General features: G+C 38.3%; 20 protein-coding genes. 5 read left to right on the top strand and 15 right to left on the bottom strand.

The window, feature by feature from the left end; translation table 11 throughout:
- Positions 1-341: 341 nt before the first annotated feature.
- Positions 342-1,340 (bottom strand): LacI family DNA-binding transcriptional regulator, encoded by a 999-nt coding sequence (locus H4J41_RS13115; RefSeq protein WP_182137660.1) that lies wholly within the window; start codon positions 1,338-1,340, stop codon positions 342-344.
- Between the two features lie 304 nt (positions 1,341-1,644).
- On the opposite strand from H4J41_RS13115, the gene H4J41_RS13110 reads away from it, so the two are divergent.
- The 3 genes from H4J41_RS13110 (at position 1,645) to H4J41_RS13100 (ending at position 6,743) form a co-directional block, all read left to right on the top strand.
- Positions 1,645-2,916 carry a sugar MFS transporter gene (locus H4J41_RS13110; protein WP_182137661.1) on the top strand — a complete coding sequence of 424 codons (1,272 nt, stop codon included), beginning with the start codon at positions 1,645-1,647 and terminating at the stop codon, positions 2,914-2,916.
- 53 nt (positions 2,917-2,969) lie between these two features.
- A complete protein-coding gene (locus tag H4J41_RS13105; protein ID WP_182137988.1) occupies positions 2,970-5,519 on the top strand; it encodes a glycoside hydrolase family 3 N-terminal domain-containing protein in 2,550 nt (849 codons plus the stop codon).
- A gap of 105 nt (positions 5,520-5,624) precedes the next feature.
- Positions 5,625-6,743 (top strand): glycoside hydrolase family 16 protein, encoded by a 1,119-nt coding sequence (locus H4J41_RS13100; RefSeq protein ID WP_259364554.1) that lies wholly within the window; start codon positions 5,625-5,627, stop codon positions 6,741-6,743.
- Between the two features lie 55 nt (positions 6,744-6,798).
- Here the strand turns inward: H4J41_RS13100 and H4J41_RS13095 are convergent, their stop codons facing one another.
- The 9 genes from H4J41_RS13095 to H4J41_RS13055 form a co-directional block, all read right to left on the bottom strand.
- Positions 6,799-7,596: a polysaccharide deacetylase family protein gene (locus H4J41_RS13095; protein ID WP_182137662.1), complete on the bottom strand. Its 798-nt coding sequence runs from the start codon at positions 7,594-7,596 to the stop codon at positions 6,799-6,801.
- Position 7,597: 1 nt separating this feature from the next.
- Positions 7,598-8,311: a DUF6445 family protein gene (locus H4J41_RS13090; RefSeq protein WP_182137663.1), complete on the bottom strand. Its 714-nt coding sequence runs from the start codon at positions 8,309-8,311 to the stop codon at positions 7,598-7,600.
- A gap of 74 nt (positions 8,312-8,385) precedes the next feature.
- Positions 8,386-9,882, bottom strand: a complete 1,497-nt coding sequence (locus tag H4J41_RS13085; RefSeq protein ID WP_182137664.1) for a tryptophan halogenase family protein — start codon at positions 9,880-9,882, stop codon at positions 8,386-8,388.
- A gap of 51 nt (positions 9,883-9,933) precedes the next feature.
- The gene (locus H4J41_RS13080; protein WP_182137665.1) at positions 9,934-10,950 is read right to left on the bottom strand and encodes a cupin-like domain-containing protein; all 1,017 of its coding nucleotides are present in this window, start codon (positions 10,948-10,950) and stop codon (positions 9,934-9,936) included.
- A 33-nt stretch (positions 10,951-10,983) separates the two neighbouring features.
- The gene (locus H4J41_RS13075) at positions 10,984-11,712 is read right to left on the bottom strand and encodes a SapC family protein (protein ID WP_182137666.1); all 729 of its coding nucleotides are present in this window, start codon (positions 11,710-11,712) and stop codon (positions 10,984-10,986) included.
- Between the two features lie 60 nt (positions 11,713-11,772).
- Positions 11,773-13,326, bottom strand: coding sequence for a tryptophan halogenase family protein (locus H4J41_RS13070; RefSeq protein WP_182137667.1), 1,554 nt, complete (start codon positions 13,324-13,326; stop codon positions 11,773-11,775).
- Between the two features lie 274 nt (positions 13,327-13,600).
- Positions 13,601-16,579, bottom strand: coding sequence for a TonB-dependent receptor (locus H4J41_RS13065; RefSeq protein WP_182137668.1), 2,979 nt, complete (start codon positions 16,577-16,579; stop codon positions 13,601-13,603).
- Positions 16,580-16,887: 308 nt separating this feature from the next.
- The gene (locus H4J41_RS13060; protein ID WP_182137669.1) at positions 16,888-18,216 is read right to left on the bottom strand and encodes a glycoside-pentoside-hexuronide (GPH):cation symporter; all 1,329 of its coding nucleotides are present in this window, start codon (positions 18,214-18,216) and stop codon (positions 16,888-16,890) included.
- Between the two features lie 180 nt (positions 18,217-18,396).
- Positions 18,397-19,743, bottom strand: a complete 1,347-nt coding sequence (locus H4J41_RS13055; RefSeq protein WP_182137670.1) for a GH1 family beta-glucosidase — start codon at positions 19,741-19,743, stop codon at positions 18,397-18,399.
- A 383-nt stretch (positions 19,744-20,126) separates the two neighbouring features.
- On the opposite strand from H4J41_RS13055, the gene H4J41_RS13050 reads away from it, so the two are divergent.
- On the top strand, positions 20,127-21,035 hold the full coding sequence (locus H4J41_RS13050) for a homocysteine S-methyltransferase family protein (protein WP_182137671.1): 909 nt from the start codon (positions 20,127-20,129) through the stop codon (positions 21,033-21,035).
- Positions 21,036-21,249: 214 nt separating this feature from the next.
- Here the strand turns inward: H4J41_RS13050 and H4J41_RS13045 are convergent, their stop codons facing one another.
- A complete protein-coding gene (locus H4J41_RS13045; protein WP_182137672.1) occupies positions 21,250-21,891 on the bottom strand; it encodes a LysE family translocator in 642 nt (213 codons plus the stop codon).
- Positions 21,892-22,006: 115 nt separating this feature from the next.
- Here H4J41_RS13045 and H4J41_RS13040 point away from each other — a divergent pair, with 115 nt between their 5' ends.
- On the top strand, positions 22,007-22,933 hold the full coding sequence (locus H4J41_RS13040) for a LysR family transcriptional regulator (RefSeq protein ID WP_182137673.1): 927 nt from the start codon (positions 22,007-22,009) through the stop codon (positions 22,931-22,933).
- 200 nt (positions 22,934-23,133) lie between these two features.
- On the opposite strand, the gene nth is transcribed toward H4J41_RS13040, so the two are convergent.
- From nth to rsxD, 4 genes are all read right to left on the bottom strand, one after another.
- Positions 23,134-23,796 carry an endonuclease III gene (gene nth / locus H4J41_RS13035; RefSeq protein ID WP_182137674.1) on the bottom strand — a complete coding sequence of 221 codons (663 nt, stop codon included), beginning with the start codon at positions 23,794-23,796 and terminating at the stop codon, positions 23,134-23,136.
- Between the two features lie 66 nt (positions 23,797-23,862).
- Positions 23,863-24,567 carry an electron transport complex subunit E gene (locus H4J41_RS13030; RefSeq protein WP_182137675.1) on the bottom strand — a complete coding sequence of 235 codons (705 nt, stop codon included), beginning with the start codon at positions 24,565-24,567 and terminating at the stop codon, positions 23,863-23,865.
- Positions 24,564-25,205 (bottom strand): electron transport complex subunit RsxG, encoded by a 642-nt coding sequence (rsxG, locus tag H4J41_RS13025; RefSeq protein WP_182137676.1) that lies wholly within the window; start codon positions 25,203-25,205, stop codon positions 24,564-24,566. The genes H4J41_RS13030 and rsxG overlap by 4 nt, the downstream gene beginning before the upstream one ends.
- The gene (rsxD, locus tag H4J41_RS13020) at positions 25,205-26,269 is read right to left on the bottom strand and encodes an electron transport complex subunit RsxD (protein ID WP_182137677.1); all 1,065 of its coding nucleotides are present in this window, start codon (positions 26,267-26,269) and stop codon (positions 25,205-25,207) included. Before rsxD ends, rsxG begins: the two co-directional genes overlap by 1 nt.
- Positions 26,270-26,276: the final 7 nt, after the last annotated feature.

The following is a 26,276-nucleotide window of genomic DNA, read 5'->3' as shown; positions in this document are numbered from 1 at the left end:
ACTCATCCAGTTTATATTTAATGATAAAAATTTATAACCTTATCATTTTTAGTCTTTGATATTATTATTTGGGAAGGTTTTTAAGTTATTTATTGTAAAAATATATCTCACAGTTTCGACTTCCCATAATGAAAGTATTGGATTTTTAGTTTTTAAAACAGGTGAAAATTATTGAGTTCAAGTTTAAGCACCATGTCTATATTAGCGTTTTATTTACCATCGTATTTTAACTCTTGTTATCTTTTACTTAAGAGAAATTGTGATGCTGGAAGATTAATTAGCTCAATATTTGCATCAATTTAAATCGCTTCAGTTAAGTTCGTGGATGATTACATCTCAGGTTAATTTTTTTTGACTGATTGTCGTTCAATAAGTTCAGGAATAAACATGTTTGTGATGTCTAACTCTTTTTGCTTATAGACATTTTTCAGAATCCATTGAGTAGACATTTTCGCCATATCGTTAACTGGAAAATTAATAGTCGTTAATTGAGGGTAGAGATACTCAGTGAAAAAAGCATTATCGAAACCAATAAATGAACATTGTTCGGGGATTAACCATTTGTGATCTCTGGCTCCTCGCATGGCCCCAGAGGCCATCTCATCATTTGAACAAGCAACAGCAGTAAATGTGCTTTTATGCTTGATGAGGTAATTGATACCATCTCGACCACTTTTTGTTAAATAATCACCTTCATAGAGTAAACTTTCTTTAAAGGGAATGTTGGCTTCAGCTAATGCTTTTTTATGGCCAGTTAAGCGCTCAGTAGAATCTTGTTTTGTTAAAGGTCCAGATATATAAGCAATCTCTTTATGCCCTTGTTCAATTAGATATTTTGCGGCTAAATAACCCCCTAGTTCGTTATCTAAATAAAAGCAATGGTCACTAATTTCTGAGATATTGCGGTTCAAGATAACAAAAGGGGTGTTACCTTTACTTAATTTAATTAAGTAGTCATCTGAAATGGCGTCAACCAGTAAAATAAGTGCGTCACATTTTCGATCAATTAAAAAATCTAAGCCATTTATTTCACTTTCTTCATCACTATGGCCTGCAGTAATAACCGCATGTTTACCTGCCTTTCTGAGCTCTAACTCAATACTGCTCAACATGGCACCAAAAAAGGGACCATGGAGTTCAGAAACTAGTACACCAACACTGTTTGAACGATTGGAGGCTAATGATCGGGCAATGGTATTTGGGCGATAGTTTAACTCGTTCATTGCTGCCACAACTTTTTCTTTAGTTTTTTTACTCACATGCTCATGATCATTTAGTACGCGAGATACAGATGATAATGAGACTCCCGCTAATGCGGAAACTTCGTATATAGTCGCCATTTTATTCCTTCATATTTTTTATTAATGCTGCTTTAGAGGATTTAAACATAAAAGGTCTTAGCTAAACCAAATACTGAGCCTATAGTTATATCTGTTACAAGATACACAAATAATTTCTATTTTAGAAGCGCTTCCTATGGCTATAAATAATAGTTGCTTTTTATCTTAATGGCATTCAATATGGAAGCGCTTCCAGTTTATTGTAAAAAATACTTACTTAAGGACTACTTAGGTATATTAAAGTGGAAAATTATAAAAATAACAACAGCAATGACCTGTTGTTCATAATTATTAGGGGAATTATATGGCTAGTACACCGATTCAATCAAATGTGAATAGGTTTTCATCAAACACTGAAAACAAAAATTATACCTTTGCACTTACATCATTAACATCACTCTTTTTTATGTGGGGATTCATTACTTGCTTAAATGATATTTTAATTCCTCATTTGAAAGCTATTTTCGATTTATCTTATAGCCAAGCAATGCTGGTACAGTTTTGTTTTTTTAGTGCTTACTTTCTTGTTTCTATTCCGGCAGGAAAAATAGTTAAAAAAGTAGGTTTCCAAAAAGGCATTGTGCTTGGTTTGATTGTTGCTGCCATTGGTTGTTTTGCTTTTTACCCAGCAGCAGCTATGCACAGCTACCCGGTGTTTTTATTGGCACTATTTATATTAGCCAGTGGTATTACGATATTACAGGTGTCAGCTAATCCTTATGTCAGTATTTTAGGCAATCCTGAAACAGCCTCTTCACGTCTGACGATGACACAGGCATTTAATTCACTTGGCACCACAGTCGCGCCATTTTTTGGTGCTTATTTGATCTTAGATCAAGTAGCAGAGTCGATGTCGGTTGCTCAACAAGCAGAATCGGTGCAATTACCTTATGTATTACTCGCTGGTTTATTATTAATACTTGCGGCTATTTTTTCTTATATAAAATTACCTGTCATTGAACATATTGAACATATTGAAGAGTCAGTGGCTGAAAAACCGATAGCGGGTAGCGCTTGGGAATATCGCCATTTAGTTTTAGGTGCCATTGGTATTTTTGTTTATGTGGGTGCTGAGGTTTCTATTGGCAGCTTCTTAGTGAGCTTTTTTAATGATCCGAACATTGCTGGTTTAGAAGAATCCCAAGCCGCAAAATATATTGCCTATTATTGGGGCGGTGCAATGGTGGGACGATTTATTGGTGCCGCGGTTATGCAAAAATTAGCCGCAGGAAAAGTATTAGCCTTCAACGCTTTTATGGCAGTAGTATTTATTATTATTACTATCTTTGCATCTGGTCAAATAGCGATGTTGGCCATTCTGTTAGTAGGTTTATGTAATTCAATTATGTTCCCTACCATCTTTAGTTTGGCCATTAATGGTCTAGGCCAGCATACTAGCCAAGGTTCAGGTATTTTATGTTTAGCGATTGTTGGCGGTGCTATTTTACCACTTATTCAAGGCGTTTTGGCCGACAGTATTGGCCTACAAAACTCATTTTTCTTACCCATTATTTGCTATGTATTCATTGCTTATTATGGCTTGTCAGGTAGTAAACCTGTATCAGTAAAGGTATAAATATTGTTATGTTTATTCAAATAAATTCACTTAAAAGCGTTGCTAAACCCTTCATGGGGATTGCTGTCGCCATGTCACTTTTTGCTTGTACTGATAACGCTAACTCTAACGCTAACTCGGATATAGCTCAGGTTGATGTTGCCCCTTATGGCGAAAACAATATAGCCATTTGGCCGGTACTTGATATTGAAGTTAAAAAAGACAGTAACGTTGAAACTAAAGTTGCCAAAATTCTAGCAACTATGACGTTAGAGCAAAAAGTTGCCCAGATGATCCAACCTGAAATCCGAGACATTACGGTTGAAGATATGCGTAAATATGGTTTTGGCTCATATTTAAATGGTGGGGGTGCTTTTCCTGATAATAATAAGCACGCAACACCTGCTGATTGGATAAAATTGGCTGAATCTCTGTATCAAGCATCAATCGATGACTCAGTAGATGGGACAAATATTCCAACTATGTGGGGTACTGATGCAGTACATGGTCATAACAATGTGATTGGCGCAACATTATTTCCACATAACATTGGCTTAGGCGCGGCAAATAATGCTGAACTTATGGAAAATATCGCCAGTATCACGGCTAAAGAAGTGATGGTAACCGGTATTGATTGGGTGTTTGCTCCTACGGTTGCCGTTGTTAGAGATGATCGTTGGGGCAGAACCTATGAAGGTTATTCTGAAGACCCTGAAATAGTTGGCTTATATTCGGCCGCTATTGTAAAAGGGCTACAAGGTGCTGTAGGCGATGACTTTTTAGGCGACACTCGCGTTATCAGTACGGTTAAACACTTTATTGGTGATGGTGGCACAAAAGGTGGTGATGACCAAGGGGATAACTTAGATAGCGAAAGTGATCTTTTTAAACATCATGCCCAAGGTTATGTTGGTGGCTTAACGGCTGGCGCGCAATCAGTAATGGCATCATTCAATAGCTGGCATGGCGCTAAAACGCATGGCAACAAGTATTTAATGACCGATGTTTTAAAAGATCGTATGGGCTTTGACGGCTTTGTTGTTGGTGACTGGAACGGCCATGGCCAAGTAAAAGGCTGTACTAATGAAAGCTGTCCACAAGCAGTCAATGCGGGCTTAGACATCTATATGGTGCCAACAGCTGCTTGGAAACCTTTGTATGAAAATACCATTAAACAAGTTAACAATGGTGAAATTAGCTTATCAAGAATAGATGATGCAGTTAGCCGTATTTTAAGAGTAAAAATACGCGCAGGTTTATTCACTAAACCCAGCCCAAAAAATCGTCCATTGTCAGGAAAAACTGACTTAATTGGCTCAGCAGAGCATCGTTTAGTTGCTCGTCAAGCCGTACGTGAATCTTTAGTTTTGCTTAAAAATAAAGCTAATTTATTACCCTTAACGCCGAGTGCAAATGTATTAGTTGCAGGAGATGGCGCTGACAATATTGGCAAGCAGTCAGGAGGGTGGAGTATTACTTGGCAAGGTACAGGTAACACTAACGCTGATTTTCCGGGTGGGTCTTCGATTTATGACGGTATAGAGCAAGTTGTTAATGCGGCTGGCGGTAAAGTGCAATTAAGCCCTACAGGTGAGTTCACTGAAAAGCCAGATGTTGCTATTGTTGTTTTTGGTGAGGAACCTTATGCCGAGGGTAATGGTGACTTAGATAACCTTGAGTATCAACGCGGTAATAAAACCGATTTAGCTTTACTCAAACGTTTAAAAGCACAAGGGATACCTGTTGTTTCTGTTTTTATTAGCGGACGACCAATGTGGGTAAATGCGGAACTTAATGCGTCAAATGCTTTTGTTGCTGCTTGGTTGCCAGGTTCAGAAGGCAATGGTGTCGCTGACGTTTTATTTAGTAAAGCGGATAGCAGTTTACGTAATGACTTTAAGGGTAAGCTTTCATATTCATGGCCTGCTAGTGCCGATCAAACCTCTGTTAATAGATTTGATGAAAACTATCAACCCCTATTACCTTATGGTTTTGGTTTAACCTATCAGCAGCAAGATAATAAAAAAATGACCCTATTGTCTGATCAGTTAAGTGAAGTCTCTAAAATATCTTCTGATGAGTTAGCCACTTTTAAAATATTTGAATTAGCGATTAAGCAGCCATGGAGTGTTGCGTTGCAATCAGGTGAACAGTCATCTCCTGTTACTTCAAATACGCAGTCATTAGGGGCTATTACCTTAAGAACTATGGACAAAGTGGTACAAGAAGATGCTAGAACAATAACCTTTGATGGCAGTGAACTGGCCAGTGTCAATATCTTTAGTAACTTTCCGGAAGATTTGCGGGCATATAGCGAGGCTGACTCGGTATTAAGTTTTAGCGTGCGTTTAGAAACTACACCAGTAGCACCGATTAATTTAGCTATGAGTTGTGAAGGGGATTGCAAAGGTTCACTTGATATCACCTCATTGTTAATTAACCAGAGTTTAAATGAATGGCATAACGTAACGATAGACTTAGCTTGCTTTAAAAAAGCAGGTACAGATTTCTCCAAAATTATGTCGCCATTTAACTTGTCGACTAATGGCAAAGTTTCATTAAGCTTCGCTGATATAAACTTAACGCCACAAGGTATTGATAAAGCAACAATGAGCTGTGATTAAACTATTATTGACGCGTTAAATTAAACCGCCGTATTACTAGAATTACGGCGGTAACTACTGATTGCAATTTATTAATAAAAACATATATATAACAAGGACTTTTCTATGCAGCATTTAACATTATTACTCATAGCCTGTTCAATGACTTTACTTGGATGTGGTGGCGGATCGGGTAACAACACGAACACGACTAATATATCAAGTACGCCAGCTACAGATATATCTTCTGATCATGCGAGTGAAGAGAGTAAAGACCCTACAACTGCTTCTGTAGAGAATAATCAATGGCAGTTAATTTGGCAGGATGAATTTAATGATAACAATATTGATTTAAACAAATGGAGTTTTGAGGTCAATTGTTTTGGTGGGGGTAATGATGAACAACAATGTTATACCGACCGAGAAGATAATGCTTTTATTGAACAAGGTATTTTGAAAATAGTGGCATTAAAAGAAAATTTTACCGGTCCTGCGGCACATGACGATGATACTAATTACAACGCTATGAATACCCGCACTCTACCTTATACATCAGCACGTTTACGCAGCAAAAACAAAGGTGACTGGACTTTTGGACGCTTTGAAATTAGCGCTAAATTACCGCAAGGACAAGGCACTTGGCCAGCCATTTGGATGCTGCCTACTGACTGGGCTTATGGTGGATGGGCTGGCTCGGGTGAAATTGATATTATGGAAGCGGTGAACTTAAAAACACAATCAGATGAAGCGGGTGCGAGCTCAGGAGAAGAAGAATCACGTGTGCATGGCACGCTTCATTATGGCCGTGCCTGGCCTGAGAATGTTTATTCGGGTAAAGGATTTAACTTACCTGATGGTGTAAACCCAGCAGATGGTTTCCACGAATACGCTGTTGAATGGCAAGCAGGGGAAATTCGTTGGTATGTTGATGATATTCATTTTGCTACACAGCGTGATACCGGCTGGTATAGCCAATATATGAATGATGAGGGTTTATTGGTAAACGGTGCGGGTGGTGCACCTTTTGATCAAAAATTTCATTTATTATTAAATTTTGCTGTTGGCGGGAATTGGTCCGCTTCGGTTAACGACAAAGGCATTAATGACAGTGTATTTCCACAATCATTAGAAATAGATTATGTCCGAGTGTATGAATGCTCAGTGTCACCTATCACAGGTGCTGGCTGCGCAACAATCGGTGATGACGCCGCTTTAGTGGGTGGTAAGCAAGCACCGGCGCTGTAACGTTAATATAGAATTGACTAAATTGAAATTTCTGCTAACTAATATCTTTATGATGCTAGTTAGCATTTTTTTTGATGTATAAACTAATGTTACGATAGGTATCAACCCAGTAAATATCTTTATTTTTTGCTAAGAAATCTAGTAGCTCCTGATGAGCCTTTATAGAAACAGGCAGATGATCACCGCCAACGCCGTGAAAAGTAAAATTAGCGATAGTACCGTAGAAAGCCGCTTGCTTTGCATAAGCTATTAACTCGGTCCCCGAGTTCCCCGATGGCGACCAAACTGCAGCATCCATCACATTGATTGAACTGCGACTTTTTGGGATTTTACCGACATGAGATTTAATACCGACAAAAGCATCATGAAGCGCATGCACGTAATTCTTATGCTCAACCAACTGATCGGCACAAGGTACAGTAAAGGTTCTTAGCGTTTCACCATCAATAGCTTTTAAAAATGTATTAGCGGTATTAATCTCTTGAATAATTTCATTAAATTGTTTTTTATCAAGATCATTGTAGGTTAGTACCCAATCTCTGCCAGGTAGCGAGCCATGACAGGCATGATTTATTGAATGATTACCTAATTCATGGCCCTGTTTAGCTATGTGACGCCACTCTTCTAAGCGTTTGCTAACCGTTGGTGAACTCAAGGTTAAATAGAATGAAGCTTTTAAATTGAGCTTATTTAGCGCAGGCAAGGCATGATCTAACTGACTATTTAATGCATCATCATAGGCCAGACTAATCGCTGCTTTAGCATGATTAGGCCATTCGAAAATTGTCTTAGCTGCTGCGTTTGAGCAAATGAATATTGATAATATCGTTATCGTTATCGTTTTTGTTTTCAAGTTATGTAAATTCTATAAAAACATTTGCCGTGAGCCGACCTGTTTCGGGATTTGGGTCTATATCATTTTCAGGGGAAATAATGATCGAATGAAGTAATTGTCCAGGATAAATAACTAAACGATTGGGTTTATATTCAATTTGTTGATATAACTCAAAATGCTCATTTGAACGAATACAATATTCCTGAGCAGACTCGCCATTATTATCAATAAAGCGTTGAGCCGAAGTTAAATAATATTCCACATTATGCGTTTCAATTTTGTCTAACCCCGTAGGTTTGTGACGAAATAAGCCTGTATTTCCGTGCTTATCATTATTGAGGTAATGCAAAATAGCAAAGTAAAATGGCCTACTGGTGTCAAAATGAGGCATGCGCTGCAGTAAGTTTAACTCGGTTGCGGCTGTAGTGATCAAAGAAAAATAAGCTTCTTGAGGTTTTAATTGTAAGTGCTGAGGAATGTTATAGATATGGCAAATATCTTGATAAATGGCTTGTAGTACATTGATGACATAGTTTTTAGGTAAAGGTGCTCTTATACCTGGATAATAAGTGTTATCAAGTGCTTTAAATTCAGCATGAGCACAAGCGTGAGCGATAATGTTATGGGTATCAATAGCAAAGTCATCAATGACGATCACCGGTGTTTTATCAACACCGACGGTCATTATTTTAAGCTTAATATCGCGATTTATTTGTATAGCTAAGTCATTCATTTTTTATATCATAAAATAGAACAATTAATCGGCAGCGCAGTAAGATCTGCCGGAATATTTTATTTTTCAATCCGTTACATCGTAGTGGATTTACAATAATGATTGATAAAATCGTTATTGTCAGGCCAGTTATCCACTTTGCGTTTTACGGCTGATTTTATATTATTTAAAAAGCTCGTTAATTCTTCATCGCTCATCAAATCTACAATAGGATGATATTGCTCAGGCATTAACCCTTGTCCCATCATGACTTGTATCCAAGAGGTTTCACCGAATAAGTCTTCTGCTTTTTTAAATACCTGGCCACTTTCCTTAAACAACGACATACGATGTTTTAAGGTATCTGGAATTTCCATATTTTTGCAATAGCGCCAAAATGGTGAATCTGTGCGCTCTGTTAAATGATAATGCAGAATAATAAAATCTTTAATGTTGTCGACTTCAGTTTTAGTTTGGCTATTAAATTCATCAACATCAGCTTGATTAATACCCTGAGAAGGAAACATTTGCATTAATCGCACAATGGACTTTTGAAATAAATGTATACCGGTTGACTCCAATGGTTCGATAAAACCAGAAGATAAGCCAATAGCAACACAGTTTTTATTCCAATGTTTACGGCGTGTGCCGGTTTTATATTTGATCACACGAGGTTCGTTGAGCAACTCACCTTGAACATTCGCTAAAAGTGTTTGCTTAGCTTCTTCATCTGTCATGTATTTACTACAAAAGACTAAACCATTACCGGTGCGGTTTTGCAGCGGTATTTGCCATTGCCAACCAGAATCCCTGGCGATAGCGCGGGTATATGGAACCGGTTTTCTGACCATTTTAGTTTGCACTGCGATAGCACTGTCACAAGGTAAGATATGACTCCAATCTTCAAAGCCTGTATTGAGTGCTCCTTCGATTAACATGCCTTTAAAGCCGGTACAGTCGATGAAGAGATCCCCCTCAACAATTTTACCTGATGCTAAAGTAATTGAGTCTATATAGCCGGATTCGTTATCTAGATTAACCTGGGATATTTTACCTTCAATGCGTGTTGTGCCATGTTTTTCAGCAAGACTTCTTAAAAACTTAGCATAGAGCCCAGCATCAAGGTGATAAGCATGGTTTAACTCTTGATTTGCTAAAACGGCAAACTTTCCGGCTCTTGCGCCCAAATGTTCAGGAACATAATCACCAATCTCAGAAACAATGCCTTTTGCACGGCCTTTTAGCCAAAAATGTTGAAAACCAGCCGCCCAACAACCTTTACCTAGAAAACCAAAGGAATGAATATAATCTTTACTTATGTCGCGCCAGTTTTCAAAAGAAATGCCCAGCTTAAAGGTGGCATTGGTTGCTGCCATAAACTCTTGTTCATTAATGCCTAATAATTGGTGAAAAATATGTAAGGTAGGAATCGTTGCTTCACCAACGCCAACCGTAGGGATTTCGTCTGACTCTATTAAAACAACCTCTATGCCTTTACCTAATAATTTTGAGAGTGCTGCTGCTGTCATCCAACCCGCAGTACCACCACCAGCAATAACGACTTTTTTAATTTTTTTGTTTTGTGTTTTCAAAATAAAACCTTATTAATTAACTTTAGTAGGATGATTTGTTGTACTTAGTTACTATCGTTTTAATTTATTCAGTAAATCTGCGCGTATTTGTTTCGCTAATAATTCATCAAGGGGTTTTGACAATCGCCCTTGAGCAGCGGTAGGAATATGAGAGAAATCTTCTTGGTCATGCTCAAAAATATAATAGTTAAATTGCGCTTGCCATGCTTTTCGCTGAGCTAAAGGCAAGTCTTTTAAGCTTAACATTGCCAACATAAGGGCATTGTTAGGGCGTCCCATAAATGCGGGGCTATCACGCCACCAATGGGTTACTAGCACGTTAAACGCGGTTAAACTTTCAACATGATGCCACCACATACTAGGTAAAAATAGGGCGTCGCCAGCTTCCAATTCGGCAACTTGTGCCGAGGCTAACGCTTGTTTAAACTTTGGATACTTAACAAAATCAGGGTTGTCAAAATCCACTAAACTAATTTCTTGTCCACCGGGGGAAAATTCCATCGGGCCAACGTACAAATTTTCAAGCTGCTCTGGTGGGAACAAAGTAAATTTACGACTACCCACTACACAACAAGCTAAATTATTAGGGAAATCAAAATGTGCAGCTATTTTGCTTTTATTGCCTAACCATATGCTGGTTAACGGCTTTAAATGGTCGATGGAGGCATTGTTTTCTTCATTATAGCCCGGTAAGCAATGGTTAATTTCAGTCGAACCCACATACATTGTCGGTGGTTGCGGATCATTGACATGCTCAAGTAACTTATCAAGCACTTGATTCAGGTTGGCTTTTGAACTGTTAAAATTAAAACCTGTCATGTTTTCATTGTAAAAAACACGGCCATTATTTTTAGACTCACCATAATAGGCAGTTATAGGCGCATTGGTATAAAACTTTCTTAAGTAATCAGCAGCTGATTGTGGCGAGGTTTTACCCGCAATAACTGCGGGCCAATTACTGCCAAAATTTTTCAAAATCATGGGCTCAGTAGAAGACAAGACAAATTCTGGAATATTGCCGGGTTGGCAATGGTGAATTTCTTTTACTTTATGATTAATTGTTAGCACCTAATCACCTTATTTAGCTCTGTATTAATGGTTTTACAAACCCAACTGTTCATTTTTTTTATTCATTAACGCTCGAACATTTGATTGCGAAGCAATCGCCATATAAATGGCTTGTAAATATCCCAACTGATGCAGTTTGGCCAAAGTATCCGGGGTTAGCGTTTTTAATTTATCTTCATTAATAGTATAAAAACCAACCATTTGGTTTTGGCTTTTATCGTTTAATGTCATATCTAGCGAGAAAGGCTCTAACAACTCATGTTCAATCAGTAATTCCATAAATAACTTACTGTCGATAAGGCCATGATGCATGGTTTCGAGTATATCTGCTGCATTATCTAAGTAAGGGGTATTGCCACCAAACTCTAAAAACAGTGCTTCACCTTTGTCTTGGCTCACTCTTGGGTGTTCAAGATCAATATGTAACATTCTTTGTTCTTTTTCTTCGCCGTCTTCTACAACTTTTTGGACACCAATTAAGAACGGCTGTCTTGCTACGCTTAATGGAATGTAAGGTGTCTGCCAGCCATCTTTTGATAAAAATAAGTTTTCATTTTCTTGAAAACCAAATAGCGCAACCGCATAAAATTGACCTGTACTTGAGTCTTTATTAAAAAATATCGGATAATAGGCCTGAACGCTTCTAAATTCAGTGGGGAAGGTTAGGGTAAACCAAACATTGTCGCCGTATTTTTCTTCACGTTCGGTAATAACTTTTAAATTTTGATGATCGGTACTATTTAGTAATACGTGATTTGCCATTTTCATTCCAAATTATGTTGTTTACTGATGTGTGGCTAGATTTTTTAAGCGTTGGTATCGCTATATTTTTGGTAAGCCATATTTTTTAATTTTATTAATTAATTCACGATTTGTTGGCAAGGCAGATAATAGTTGTTTTGTTCGTTGTACATTTTCATTGAACAAAGCCTCTGCTTTTGCTGATTGGTCTGTTCTTTTTTTATGGGGAGCTTGGGTAACAAAGCCCATACCATATAAAACGAATTGAAAACTTGCTGGCGGAAACATTTCTTCCGTATGAATTGCATCGTATTTATATGGCGCTTGATATTGCCATAATGCTAACTGTTCTCGTAAGCTCTCTGGGATATGCATTGCATTTTTATTATCGCCCCAATAATCTGAATCCGTTCTTTTACTTAACACGTAATGCAATTTGAGGAAATCAATGATGTTGTCCCAACGATGTAAAAACTTGCTATTAAAGCGCTTAGCCACAATGTCCATTGCTTGACGGTTTACAGGTAATTGTTCACTGATCATTTTAGCTGAGAGCTCTATTAACACTAATGCTGAAGCTTCTAGCGGCTCAATAAAACCAGCAGACATTCCTACAGCGACACAATTTTTATGCCAGAACTTTTCTCTGTGTCCAGGGTTTAGTGCTATTTTACGCATCATGGCAGCGTTGGCAGACTTTTTACCAATAAGAGGAGTAATGTACTCTATTAACTCTTCCTCAGCTTTTGTATCGCTAATATGAGCACTGGAGTAGGTGTAACCGACACCACGGCGTGAAGGTAAGCCTATATCCCAAATCCAACCGGCCGTTTGCGCGGTTGATGAAGTAAAAGAAGCAATAGGGCTATCTTCATTTTCATGAGGAACATGAACCGCTAGAGCGGAATCATTAAATAAAATATGTTTTTTACTGATGAAAGGAATCTTGTAGTGTTTAGCTAATAAAATCGATGCTGAGCCGGTACAGTCAATAAATAAATCAGCAGAAATATCACCATGTTTTGTGGTGGTAATTGAGGCTATATCTTCATTCTTTGCTGAGTTGATCTTACTGACATGATCAACAATGTGTTTAACATGCAATTTTTCAGTGCAGTGTTTGCGTAAAAACCGACCAAATTTAACTGAATCTAAATGATAACCATAATTGGCTGCAAATGAATATTCAGCGCTGGTGATTTGTTTAGGGGCTAGACCATGAGCGCCTAAATGACTTTGTTGACAAACGGCATCGGCAAAACTGATTTTATCTCGAAAGGGTTGCCAATACGATGATAGGTTTATGTCATTAAAGCCATGTGGCAAAGTAAAAGGATGATAATAGCCTTCATGAGTATTGGTAATCCAATGAGTAAATTTTGACCCTTGTTTAAAGCTAGCATCACACTCGATGAGAAATTCGGTTTCTGAAATTCCCATTTTTTTCAAGGTAGTACGCATTGATGGCCAAGTACCTTCGCCAACCCCCATAGTGGCAACATCTGCAGATTCAACTAGGGTGATTTCGATACCCGAATCTTGAGCACTGGCGTGTTCTGCCGCAATTATTCCAGCGGTCAACCAGCCAGCCGAGCCACCACCAACAATCACAATTTTCTTTAATGGTTTATTCATAAATTTACTTAAAATTAAAATATTTACAAAAAACATAAGGACATATTTCAACTAAAACTATATCGTGCTTTCTTTAGGCGATCTACTGCTAGTTAACGACTAACTGGGTATCTAACCTACTTAAGCGCTTGAAAATATTTGTTTAAGACCGATGTTTTTTGTAATAATTCTATTTTTACATCATATATAAAGAGGCCGCATAAAATATCAAATACATTATCGAATAATTTATACGGCCTTTAATTTACTTTCTTATCAGCTCAATAAAGGGCTGTTAGAATGTATAGCGAGCACCTAAAGAGTAACGTGCACCTTGTTGAATAGAATCTAATACTTGTCGTTCGTCACGTCCACTAGTGCGGGCATTTTCTTCAGTAATGTTGATGGCATTGAAGAAAACAGTTAATCCTTCTGCTTGTGGTACATCGTAACTTACGGTCATATCAACTTGAGCATATTCTTCAATATAGCGTGGGCCAGGACCTGCTTGACCATCTTGTACAAGCGCTACTAAGAATTTATCACGCCAGTTATAAGCAATACGAATTGATAAACCATCTTTTTCGTAGAAGCCAACAACGTTAGCCGAATCACTAATACCTAATTCAGCCGCTTGAGCGCCAATGTCAAAGTCATCATGTTCATTGTCAGTATTTGTTTTAGTGTAATTAACAATAGTACCAAAACCGCTATTACCAAATAAGTGTTGTACGGCAAACTCAATACCGTCATAACCGGTTTTTTCAGTTAAGTTTATCGGAGTACTAATACCGAAGTTCATCAAGTTATCAGTTTCAGCATTACCTAAAATAATAATGTTGCCACCTTCCATGAAGACGTGTTCTGGATCTGTTGCCGCATAGGTATCAAAGATGTATTGACGTTGTGCTAAACCATCATTGCCAACAGCTGCTCGTGCTTCTTCTGTATAAGGACCGTCTGCAGGGTTAACAATACCCGTGGTAGTATTTACCGTGTCTACTAATATATCGTTTGTTACGTCTTTAGTGAAATAACCTAATGAAACGTAACTACCTTCGCCGTAGTACCATTCTGCTGATAAATCGATGTTTTCAGATTCAAGTGGTAATAAACCAGCGTTACCGGTAGAACCTATACCGCCACCTACACGAGCACCAGGGTTTAGCAGTGTGCCACCAATCATATTGTTATATTGAGGGCGGCCAATAGTTTCACTGTAAGCTGCGCGAAGAATAACATCATCAGTAACTTCTAAATTGAAGTTAATGCTGGGTAGCAAATGATCATAGCTTGCTTCTTGTGTACCGTAGATAACATTACCAGAGCTTAATAGTGATACTTCACTGGTACCTTCCCAACGAGGTTCATTAGTAAATTCAGGCACTGAAGACGTTGAAGTAACATCTGTTTCTTCATAACGGATACCAAAATGCACATCAAATGGCATAGTACCAATTTCACCTTCGTAGTTATATTGGAAGTAAACTGAAGTCATTTCTTCTTTAGTATATTGGTCAGTTTGTGAAGCATAGTCGCTTGATGGACAAAATGAATTACCACAATCACCTAAAGCAGATGCTTGAACACCTAATACATCAACAGCACGTTCTCTAACGCCATTAAAATCAAAGGCGAAATAATTTTCTAAAATTTCGACATCGCCATTATAACCTTCAAAGTTACCACCGCTTAAATTGTCAAATTGGTCTTGAATGCTTCTACGTGGAAATAATGACTCATCGAATGAACCAGCAGTACCTTCACCACCCCAGTTATTTCGTTGAACATTCTTTTCTCTATGTCGGCTTTCAGAACTGGTCAATGATAGACCAAAATCTATGCTACCGGCTTCTTCAAGAATATAATTACCATGCAGTTGAGTTTGCGTAATATCAGCACGGTTTTTGATGTTGATAAAAGAACTACCGGTTACAATCATGTCTGAGGCTTGAACTGCATTACCGCCAGTAACAGATAGTACTGGAATATCACCTGTATAGTCAGTTGCAGAAGCTGTACGAACAAAAGCAGCCATACCGATAGTGTTGCTTGAACCTAAAGGACTATTTGGATCACTTTGAGCTGACGAGTCGTGATGATCTAATCTTAGACTTAAGCTGTTGTTTACTTGCCATTCTAAATTTAAACCAAGCGATTTAGTTTCATCTTTAACACTAAAGTCACCACCACCCATTGCAAGATCGGTAGGGTTATTTGGATCAAAAGTTTCAGAATAAACAGCAGGAGAACTTATTGGGCCATCTGTCCAAATATTTTCGCTTGGTCCAAAGTTATACCATACTGAAATGTCGTTAAATTGTGTGTCATTTTCTTTTTTTACATAGGTGTAATCAAGTGTCGCAGTAATAGCATCTGTTGGACTATATTGCAGCACTAATTGCGCATTACTTCTTTTACGCTGTTGTTCTTCAAACTTGTAAATAGTATTTTGTGGTACTGAATAAATGTCATCGTCGCCTGGGCGATTAGTTTGGCTATCATCTCTTCCTACACCACCCCATGCCGCATTAGAGCCACCCCAGTCATTATCCTGTACACCTGAAAAGCTTCGCCAGAAAGCTGTTTTACCTTGCTGACTACCACTTTCACGCTCTGAATAACTACCTGATATCGAAATACCAAATTTACCATCATCAAATGTATTTGAATACAAGCCCGAAAATTGTGGCGTAGTAGAGCCTTCTTTGGTTGTTTGATCTTTTAATGCTTCAGCGCTAAATACCGCTTTTTCGCCTGGATTATCAAGAGGGCGATGGGTAGTAATATTAATTGTTGCCCCAATACCACCGGTAGGAACATCTGCTTTTGAGGTTTTGTATACCTGAACACCGCTAACACCTTCAGCGGCAAGATTGGAAAAATCAAACGAGCGATCACCGGTAGTAGTCGGAAGTTGACGACCATTAAGCGTGACTAAATTACGTTCAGGACCAAAACCACGAGCGGTTACTTTACTGCCTTCGCCGTTTGATCTTTCTATAGAAATACCCGTAATACGTTGTAACGATTCAGCTAAGTTACTGTCGGGAAATTTACCAATGTCTTCAGCGTTAATAGCATCAACGATACCACTAGCTGAGCGCTTCATATCCATCGATTTAACCATACTGCTACGGATACCCGTAACTTCGATCACTTCAGTTTTATCTTTTGCAACTTCTTCAGCAGCAAAAACCGGCGTTATTGCCGTTACGCCTAAAATTATAGATAAACTTGTAGCAAGTTGAGTTTTTTTAAAAGTTGAATTCATCGTGTGTCTCCCGAGGTATTTCATATTATGATTATTATATATTTGGAAGCGCTTCCAGTTCAATTTAAAAAAACATCCTTCAATCAGGAAGCGCTTCCACAATTTAAAATATTTTACTAATAAGGTCAACCGTATTTTAATAAATAAAGTTAACTATTTTAGAGCTTTTACTCGTTAAATTTAAGTTTAAATGTTGTTTAGTTGTTAGATTTAGCATGCATTTATTTATTTGATAGAGGCGACGTTAACTCGCTAATAAAACGCTAACTATATTATTTTAGGCTAGCGATTTACATTTTTCAAATTAACTAACTTGATGTGTTTTTTAAAGCTTGGTGAATAAATTGCACTTTTTTTGCATCAAGTATGTACCAGCGCATTACCCAGGCAACTAATATCGACCCTACAGCAGGAAAAATAGTGAAAGCAGCTAATATGCCTTGTTGCGTGTTAGTGCTTTGTTCTATATCAGCTTGGTAGCCATAATAGGCCAATAACCAACCCGCTAATGCACCGCCAATGGCAACGCCAAGTTTGATGAAAAAAACGATAGCTGAATAAACCATACCCGTTATCCTAACGCCAGTTTTCCAGTGTCCATAATCGATGGTATCAGCCATTTTAGCCCAAAGTAAGGGGGTGGCCATCTGCAGGAAAAAACTCCAAAGAAAGAATAAAGTGAAGGCCATAACTGTTTGTTCACTGCCAACAAAATAACTGATAATACAAATAAAAGCAGCGATTGATTGTAAACAAATATAGGCTTTAATTTTACATACTTTTTTAGATAGTGGTAACGCCAGTGCACAACCTAGAATGCTACCTATCATCCCTAAAGTCATAAACAAGGTGATCAGGTCAGCGCGACCTAAATAATATTTCACATAATAAACCGCCAGTGTGCCGCGCAGTACTTGGCCACTTAATAACAATAATCCAGCTAAGCAAAGAATTCGCCATTGATCATTTTTCCATAAGGCAGACAAATCTTCTTTAAAGCTTGAGTTTTGATCTTTTGGCGGGCTAACTCTTTCTTTAGTACCGGCAAAACAAAGCAGAAAAAGCATTAAGCCTAGCAAGCTCATGGCTATCATAGTGTACTGATAGCCTTGTGCTTTATCTCCAGCACCAAACCACTCTACTAATGGCATAGTACCTGCTGCAACGATTAGACCACCTAACATACCAAAAACAAATCGATATGATTGTACTGATACGCGTTCTTCAGGGTCAGCGGTAAGTACACCACCCAGCGCTGAATAAGGAATGTTTATCGCGGTATAAGCGATCATTAATAAAGTATAAGTAGCAAATGCATAAACGATTTTACCATTTTCAGATAAATCAAAGGTGGTAAAAGCTAAAATACTGATCAGGCAAAAAGGCAGGGCTAGCCATAATAAATAAGGTCTGAATTGTCCCCACTTAGTTTTCGTTCTATCAGCCATTGCTCCCATTAAGGGATCAGTGATTGCATCAAATATTCTAACAACAAGAAAAAGAGTGCCAACAAGTGCGGGAGAAAGACCAACCACATCAGTATAATAAATAAGTAAAAACATCATCACGGTTTGGAAGATGATATTACTGGCTGTGTCGCCCAAACCGTAAGCTATTTTTTCTTTAATTTTTAGCATGTGAATCTCTTTTTTTTTAAAGTTAATATTATTCTTATTTTATATACAATGACACTTTACGTTGTTCAATTATATTCAAAGGCTAGTTTATAAACACTTGAAACAGCGCTATTGGTATCACATGGAAATAACATTTATTTTAATGATAGTTGTGTTTAAAGTATTCGGTTTTTCAATTAACTATTTGTTGTTATTGCTTTTTCGTTGATGGATTAAATCACGATAGGCATAACCACTGGCTTTTATAGTTCTTTCTTGGCTTTGATAATCGACGTAGACAATACCAAACCTTTTTAAATAGCCTTCAGCCCATTCAAAATTATCCATTAAACTCCAAGCAAAGTAACCTCTGATGTCGACACCTGATTCAATGGCTGTATTTACCGCGTTAAGGTGGCTTTGGTAATAAGCGACTCGGTGAGCATCTTCTACTTTGCCATCTTTGATACTGTCAGGCATTGCAGCGCCATTTTCAGTAATATAAATAGGAGGTAAGGTGTATTTGGCATCTAAAGAAATCAATAAATCAGAAAACCCTGATGGATATATCTCCCAACCCATATCGGTTAAAGCAACATCTTTAAGGGAAATTTGAGTGAATATTTCATTTTCATCAGCTTGATATATTGCACGTGTATAATAATTAATACCTAAAAAATCAACAGACTCTGAAATGATGTCCATATCACCTGCAATAATATCAGGATGTTGTGATAATGGCAGTTGCGCAAGTATTTCTGGATATTGAGCATCAAAAATAGGTTTTATATACCATTGATTAAAATATTCATCGGCAAACTGAGCTGCTGCTATATCAGCTGGATTTTGAGAAGCAGGGTAGCCAGGGGTAAAATTAAGTACAATGCCATTAAGTGTGTTCGGGCTTAATTTTTTAAGAGATTTCATCGCTAAACCATGAGCAAGTAATAAATGATGAGCTGCCTTTTTGCCAAACTCTTTACCTTTAATACCTGGTGCATGAATGCCAATTTCATAGCCTAAATAAGCGCTACAAAAAGGCTCATTTAACGTAGCATACGAATGCACTCTATTGCCAAATGCTTTAATCACTATTTCGGTATATTTTTGAAATTCGTAAGCCGTTTCTCTGTTTAACCAACCACCTTTATCTTCAAGGTGTTGAGGTAAATCCCAGTGATAAAGCGTAACAAAGGATTTAATGTTTTTCTCTACTAATTTATCTAACAAGGCAATATAAAATGCTACACCTGTGGCATTGATACTGCCATCTTCATTAACAACTCTTCCCCACGAAATAGATAAACGATAAGCATCAACGCCGAGAGATTCAATCATTTCGATGTCTTGAGGCCATTTATGGTAATGATCACAGGCAACGTCTCCATTTGAACCATCGACAATACTGTTTTCTAAAGAGCAAAATGTATCCCAGATACAGGGCAATCGTTGCTCGATACCGCCCTCGATTTGGAATGAGGCAGTAGCAACACCATAAATAAAATCTGTTGAATTCATTTTTGAGTTATAAGGTAAAGTCAATTTCATAGTTATTTATTCTTAATGATTTATTGTTAGTGGTTTTAGTTAGTGGTTTTAGTTAGTGGTTTTAGTTAGCGTTAATTATTTTTAGAACTTTCAGTTTTTTATCGAATTTGGAAGCGCTTTCAATTTAGCTCGATTGATATTAAAGGTCAATCTGTTTTCGGTAAATAGTAGGGTAACTAATGTCTGGTATAATGATTTTTATGTGATTTAAGTAGGAAAGGGCATGTTTTTAGTTGACTAGGCCAGTAGCTTGCTACTAGAGATCAACATCCAAAAACGCAAAGCCTAGTTCAATTTTATCAATGTCCTATTTACGCTTGCTTTACGCCAACCGCATGGTTATTCTGCTCTTATTTTTATAGATAACAGATGAAAGAATGAGTATGAAATTACCCTTTACATTTCCGATAATTCTTGATGGTGGTATGGGCCGTGAACTGCAACGTATTGGTGCCCCTTTTCAACAACCAGAATGGTCAGCTCAAGCGTTAATTGAAGCGCCTCATTTTATCTCTCAAGTGCATCGTAGCTTTATCAAGGCCGGTGCTGATATCATTACCACCAATACCTACGCGTTAGTGCCTTTTCATATTGGTGAGAAACGCTTTAACGAACAAGGGGCTGAGCTTATTAAACTAGCCGCTAGGTTAGCACGAGAGTGCGTTAAGGATAATTCAAGTTTGTTAGTCGCGGGTTGTATTCCGCCATTGTTAGGCTCTTACCGACCAGATCTTTTTTCAGTGGCACAAGCGCAGCCCTTGCTTGAGTTATTAATAAAAAATCAGGAAGTTGATGTAGATTTATGGCTAGCCGAAACGATATCATCTATCGCAGAAGCCGCAATGATCAAGGCTCGCACTCTTGTTACTGGCAAACCTACTTGGATTGCCTTTACTGTTAAAGATGAAATATCCACCGAGTCGACTCTACGTTCAGGAGAGTCAGTTTATGATGCCGTTAGCGAAATTGCAGGGCAAAATGTTTCGGCAATATTATTTAATTGTAGCTGTGTCGAAGTCATGCAGACCGTACTTATCACCGCTAAACAGGCGCTATTAGATCAAGGAATTGAAAACGAAGTTCAGTTAGGTGTGTACGCTAATAATTTTTCAGTAATTGGTGAACTACACGAAGCGAATAAAAGTAATGGTATTTCTGGTATCAGAGATGATGTTCCACCAGAAAAGTATTGCGAATTTGCCTCATCTTGGCTTAAATCTGGTGCCTCTATTATCGGTGGCTGTTGTGGGATTTCACCGGCACATATCAAAAAATTAGCTGAACTTAAATAATGTCATCACTTGGAAGACACATATTAAATGTGGAATATTGAATGTTGAATCTTAATACTTAATATCTGCCGCGGTACTATTAGTCTTTGTATAACAATAAGTATTGAGCGAAAATAAAACTGAAACCTGAAGTTTTTTGGTCATATTCTGATAAAAACGAAGTCTGAAAGCCTACAATTAGCTATGTCTTGAGATCGCTAATTGTAGCTCTTACTTAAATAGCACTGATTAGGCTGAGCTTGATAGCAATGAGCATCAGGATAAATCCTGCTACCTTATCAATTTTTTGTTTTTGGCGATTAAAGCGAGGCAATATACTGGGGTGTGATAACAGTAAAACAACACCGCTGTACCAGATAAAATGTGCCAACATAATGATCAACCCATAGCTTATTTGCATTATTAAGGGGGTATCTACCGACACTACTTGGGTAAAAATACTTAAGAAGAAGATAGAGGTTTTAGGGTTTAATATGTTGCAAGTAAAGCCACGACGCAGCGCGATAAAGGCCGAAATATCTGCTGTTTGATGTTTTTGGTCATTATGTAAAGGCTCGCGTGTTGTTAACAACTGCCAAGCAATATAGATAAGATAAGCCGTGCCTAAATATTTGATTGCAGAAAATAACCAGGCTGAACTTGCAATCACCACGGCTAAGCCTGCAATTGAATAACTGGCATGAATACAAACAGATAAACACATGCCTAAGCTCATATATAAACCGGCCAAACGACCATTGTAGATACTCGTGCGGGTCACTAACACAAAATCAGCCCCAGGTAACATAGCCATAAAAATAGCGATAGTGCCCACCGCGATAATTTCTGCCATATACGTATTGATTAACAACTCCATATTTACCTCTCATCATTTAACATATGCTCATAGCAGCCAACTCATGACTGCGGATATATGTTAATCTATGAGATATTTAAAACAATACACATATTTGTATAAGGACTTGTGCCTAGTGGACACAAATAAACTCATGCCTTTATTGTCTGATATGGCTATTTTAGTCACTGTGGTTGAGCAGGGAAATTTTAGTAAAGCGGCAAAAAAACTTGGCGTAACACCCTCAGCAGTCAGCCGTCAAATAAGCAGATTAGAAGATGCATTAGGCATCAAACTATTACAGCGTACAACACGACAACTGGCGTTAACTGAGTCAGGAAAAATAACTTTTGATTACTGTAAACAGATGGTTGAGTCGGCAGAAAAAGCGGTTAATGCCAGTCGTTCTATCACATCGACGGTGAGTGGGTTATTGAGGGTGGCGGCACCAAAATCACTGGCCAATCAGGTATTACGGCCACTTTTTGTTGAGTTTTTAAAACGCTATCCAGACATTCAGTTACATTTAAAAGTCACCGACCGTATTTTAGATCCGATCCATGACGGTGTCGATTTTTTGATTCATATTAATGACTATCCTATTGAAGCTTTGGTCAATGTTAACATTGGCCGCGTTGAACAGGTGTTATGTGCCAGTCCTGATTTTTTAGCCAAGCATGCTCTGCCAAAACATCCCGATGATTTAAAAGCTTTACCTTGCATTTGCTTAGGCGAAAATATGACCGACAACCGATGGCGATTTAGTAATGAAAATCATAAAACTACCGTAGAAGTCACGGGATCATATTTACTTAACCACAGTGAAATGCGTCGAGACGCGATTGAACAGGGCTTTGGTATTGGCTCTTTACCCGATTACACCGCGCAGCAAGGGCTTGAAGCGGGAAGGCTGATCCCGCTATTGAAAGACTGGCAGTTACAATGTAGTTATCATGGAGACATTTGTTTGCAGTATGTGCAAAGTAAATATATGCCCAATAAAAACCGCATGTTTATCGATTTTATGAAACAAAAATTACAGATAATTAAATCAGACGGCTAAGTGATTGTCATCAACACATAGGAGTTTGATAGGTTTAGTTTGTCAGTAAAAACCGCTAAATTATCAGTAAAGTGTTGAAAAACATAGCAGGATTAACAAGGTGGTTTTCATCTACTTTCGCTGCTGGCGTTAACGATAAACACTTAAGCTCAATGGCTAATATTGCACTTGTACTGGTCTTAAATAGGTTAAGTAAACTTTTAGTCTTCAGTCTTATCTTTAAAGTCGCATAAGTCTTCAATAATACATGAACCGCATTTTGGTTTGCGGGCTATGCAGGTGTAGCGGCCATGAAGAATGAGCCAATGATGTAAATTAAAAAAAAATTCTGTTTTTCTTGGCGTGTGTTTGATGATGTTTTTTTCTGTTTCTTCTACTGTCTTGCCTTTGGCGTAGCCAGTGCGGTTAGCGACGCGTTGGATATGGGTATCAACGGCAATAAAGTATTTACCCTCATTATCTTTTAGCCAACCAAACCCTGTGTTGAGTACCACATTAGCGGTTTTTCTGCCAACGCCGGGTAGGGCTTCAAGGGCCGCTCTATTTTCAGGCACTTCACCATTATGCAAATCGATTATCATTTGACAGGTTTTAAGGGTATTTACCGCTTTGGTGTTAAATAAACCTATGGTTTTGATGTAAGATTTCAAGCCGTCAAGACCAAGGTCAAGTAGTGCTTGTGGTGTATTAGCGACAGGATAAAGTTTGTCAGTGGCTTTGTTGACACTGACATCAGTGGCTTGAGCAGATAATAACACCGCAATTAATAACTCAAAAGCACTGGAGAAATTAAGCTCTGTGGTTGGGCTTGGGTCGTTGTCTCGCAACCGCGTTAACATATCTAGTCGTGTTTCTTTATTCATCAGAGATATTTTTTATTATTTTCATTTAGGTATGCTTATTTAGGTATTCTTATTTAAGTGCGCTAGTTAATTTTCAAAGTTTACACGAACACGTTCAATCGCTTGTTCTAATTTTTTAGGCTTTGCTTGTGCTATTTTATGATCAATAATATTTTTACCTGCGATTAAAAAGCCCATGGCAATAAAGGCACCTGGCGGTAATATCATCAATAAAAATTGGCTATCAAGCTGGTAAATCTCTACTCTTAATCCTGTGGCCCATTGCCCTAAAAGCAGGTTTGCGCCATCAAACAATGTACCTTGACCTAAAACTTCACGTATTGCCCCTAAGACAACTAATACGGCTAAGAAACCAAGCCCCATCATTAAGCCATCAAAACTAGATTGTTTAATAGGGTTTTTAGAGGCGTAGGCTTCTGCCCGGCCAATAATAGCGCAGTTGGTGACGATGAGCGGCAGAAAAATGCCTAACGATTGGTATAAGTCGTAAGTAAAGGCGTTCATCAGCAACTGCACACAGGTAACAAAAGTGGCAATAATAAGCACGAAAATTGGAATGCGGATTTCTTTGGGCACCCATTGTCTGATGGCTGAGACGGTGGCGTTTGAACAAATCAGGACAAACATGGTTGCTATGCCTAAGCCTAAAGCGTTAACAACCGTTGAGGTTACCGCCAATAAGGGACAAAGGCCAAGCAACTGCACCAAGCCTGGGTTGTTTTTCCATAAACCTTGCCAAGCTAATGTTTTATATTCTGGATTTATTTTCATTGTTCCACTCCACAGTTACTGGCGGTATTAAAAATGACTTTTTGATTAGCTTGAAAGTAGTCAATGGTTTTTCTAACTGTTTTTACTACAGCTCTGGGGGTAATGGTAGCTCCGGTAAACTGGTCAAACATACCACCGTCTTTTTTAACCGCCCAGCGACTATCGTTTTTATCTAAGACTTTTTTTCCAGCAAATGTTGTTATCCAGTCACTTTTTCTGAGTTCTATTTTATCACCTAAACCGGGTGTTTCTTTATGTAGTAATGTTCTAACGCCACTCACACTACCATCAATGTTGAGCGCAATTAACAATTCAATATTGCCACTGTAGCCATCGGGTGCCACTGTTTTAATGGCAGCAGCTGTCGGCATATTATTTAATCGCGCGCGGTAAATTACATCGATTAACAACTCTGTGTCCTTGCCCGTAGGCGCTATAATACAATCACGGAACATTTCATTATCATGACTATCTTTTTGAATAACTTGGTTTAATTGTTGAATTAATTGTTGTTGAGACTGAAGTTCAATACGATCTTCTGTCAGTAGCTGCACTAAAGCAACGGTTGCCGTACAGGCTACCGCGAATAAGGCTAATATTTTTGAGTTTTTACTTATTGCAGGCGTTAACTCAGACATTATTTTTTCACTCCTAAGTCGTGGCCATAAGTGCGAGGGCGGGTATATTGATCAATTAAAGGCGCGGACATATTACAGAGTAAAACCGCAAAGGCGACAGCATCAGGATAGCCACCAAACTTTCTGATCAGAAAAACTAATAAGCCAGCCAGTGCGCCAAAGACGAGTCGACCTTTAACGCTCGTTGCACCAGAAACAGGGTCGGTCAGAATGAAAAATGCCCCTAGCATGGTTGCGCCAGTAAACCAGTGAAACATAGTTGAGGCATTGCTATCAGGACTAATCATAAAGGCAATGAAACTACAAACAAATAAACTTAATAGAAAACTTACGGGTGTGCTCCAAGGAATGGCTTTTTTACTCAATAAAAATAAGCCGCCAAGTAGAAAGCCAGCATTGATCCACTCCCAACCCACGCCAAAATGTTTACCTATGGTTGGGGCTTGCATACTCTCAACTACGGTTAAGCCTAAAGTCATATTAGTTTTAACCGTATCTAGCGGGGTCGCCATAGTAAAACCATCGATGTGGGTACGAATTTGTTCAACTGAGTAACCTTGTGGCGTATAGCCAGAAAAAATAACGGCAAGCGTGTCAGTTAATTGTATATCCATGGCCAGTAATGATAGTGGTGGTTGCCACTGAGTCATTTGCAGCGGAAATGAAATCAGCAGCATTACATAGGCCGCCATGGCTGGATTGAAAGGGTTATGTCCTAAACCACCATAGAGTTGTTTAACCAGTGCAATCGCAAAAACGCTACCAATAACTGATATCCACCAAGGGGCTAAGGCAGGTAAACTTATACCCAGTAAAACAGCGGTTAATATGGCGCTACCATCAAATAACTGAGGCGTAATTTTTTTATTTCTTAATGATAGTACCGTAAACTCAGCGATGATTGCGGCAGCTACTGCTAAAGAAATATGAATTAAGTTACCCCAGCCAAAGAAGTACCATTGCGCAAATATCCCTGGAATGGTGGCATAAATCACCAGCCTCATTAGGCTTGATGTTTCATTTTGTTGATGATTGTGCGGTGAACTTGCTATCCAAAAGGCCATGGTACTT

This window comes from Colwellia sp. MB3u-45, from assembly GCF_014077005.1.
Lineage (GTDB): Bacteria > Pseudomonadota > Gammaproteobacteria > Enterobacterales > Alteromonadaceae > Cognaticolwellia.
The sequence above is the reverse complement of the archived record's forward strand: the minus strand, read 5'-3'. Positions and strand labels throughout refer to the sequence as shown.

Coding starts and splice junctions, on each gene's coding strand:
- H4J41_RS13115 (WP_182137660.1), bottom strand. CDS start 1,340: ATGGCGACTATATACGAAGTTTCCGCATTAGCGGGAGTCTCATTATCA.
- H4J41_RS13110 (WP_182137661.1), top strand. CDS start 1,645: ATGGCTAGTACACCGATTCAATCAAATGTGAATAGGTTTTCATCAAAC.
- H4J41_RS13105 (WP_182137988.1), top strand. CDS start 2,970: ATGGGGATTGCTGTCGCCATGTCACTTTTTGCTTGTACTGATAACGCT.
- H4J41_RS13100 (WP_259364554.1), top strand. CDS start 5,625: ATGCAGCATTTAACATTATTACTCATAGCCTGTTCAATGACTTTACTT.
- H4J41_RS13090 (WP_182137663.1), bottom strand. CDS start 8,311: ATGAATGACTTAGCTATACAAATAAATCGCGATATTAAGCTTAAAATA.
- H4J41_RS13075 (WP_182137666.1), bottom strand. CDS start 11,712: ATGGCAAATCACGTATTACTAAATAGTACCGATCATCAAAATTTAAAA.
- H4J41_RS13070 (WP_182137667.1), bottom strand. CDS start 13,326: ATGAATAAACCATTAAAGAAAATTGTGATTGTTGGTGGTGGCTCGGCT.
- H4J41_RS13065 (WP_182137668.1), bottom strand. CDS start 16,579: ATGAATTCAACTTTTAAAAAAACTCAACTTGCTACAAGTTTATCTATA.
- H4J41_RS13060 (WP_182137669.1), bottom strand. CDS start 18,216: ATGCTAAAAATTAAAGAAAAAATAGCTTACGGTTTGGGCGACACAGCC.
- H4J41_RS13055 (WP_182137670.1), bottom strand. CDS start 19,743: ATGAAATTGACTTTACCTTATAACTCAAAAATGAATTCAACAGATTTT.
- H4J41_RS13050 (WP_182137671.1), top strand. CDS start 20,127: ATGAAATTACCCTTTACATTTCCGATAATTCTTGATGGTGGTATGGGC.
- H4J41_RS13045 (WP_182137672.1), bottom strand. CDS start 21,891: ATGGAGTTGTTAATCAATACGTATATGGCAGAAATTATCGCGGTGGGC.
- nth (WP_182137674.1), bottom strand. CDS start 23,796: ATGAATAAAGAAACACGACTAGATATGTTAACGCGGTTGCGAGACAAC.
- H4J41_RS13030 (WP_182137675.1), bottom strand. CDS start 24,567: ATGAAAATAAATCCAGAATATAAAACATTAGCTTGGCAAGGTTTATGG.
- rsxG (WP_182137676.1), bottom strand. CDS start 25,205: ATGTCTGAGTTAACGCCTGCAATAAGTAAAAACTCAAAAATATTAGCC.
- rsxD (WP_182137677.1), bottom strand. CDS start 26,269: ATGGCCTTTTGGATAGCAAGTTCACCGCACAATCATCAACAAAATGAA.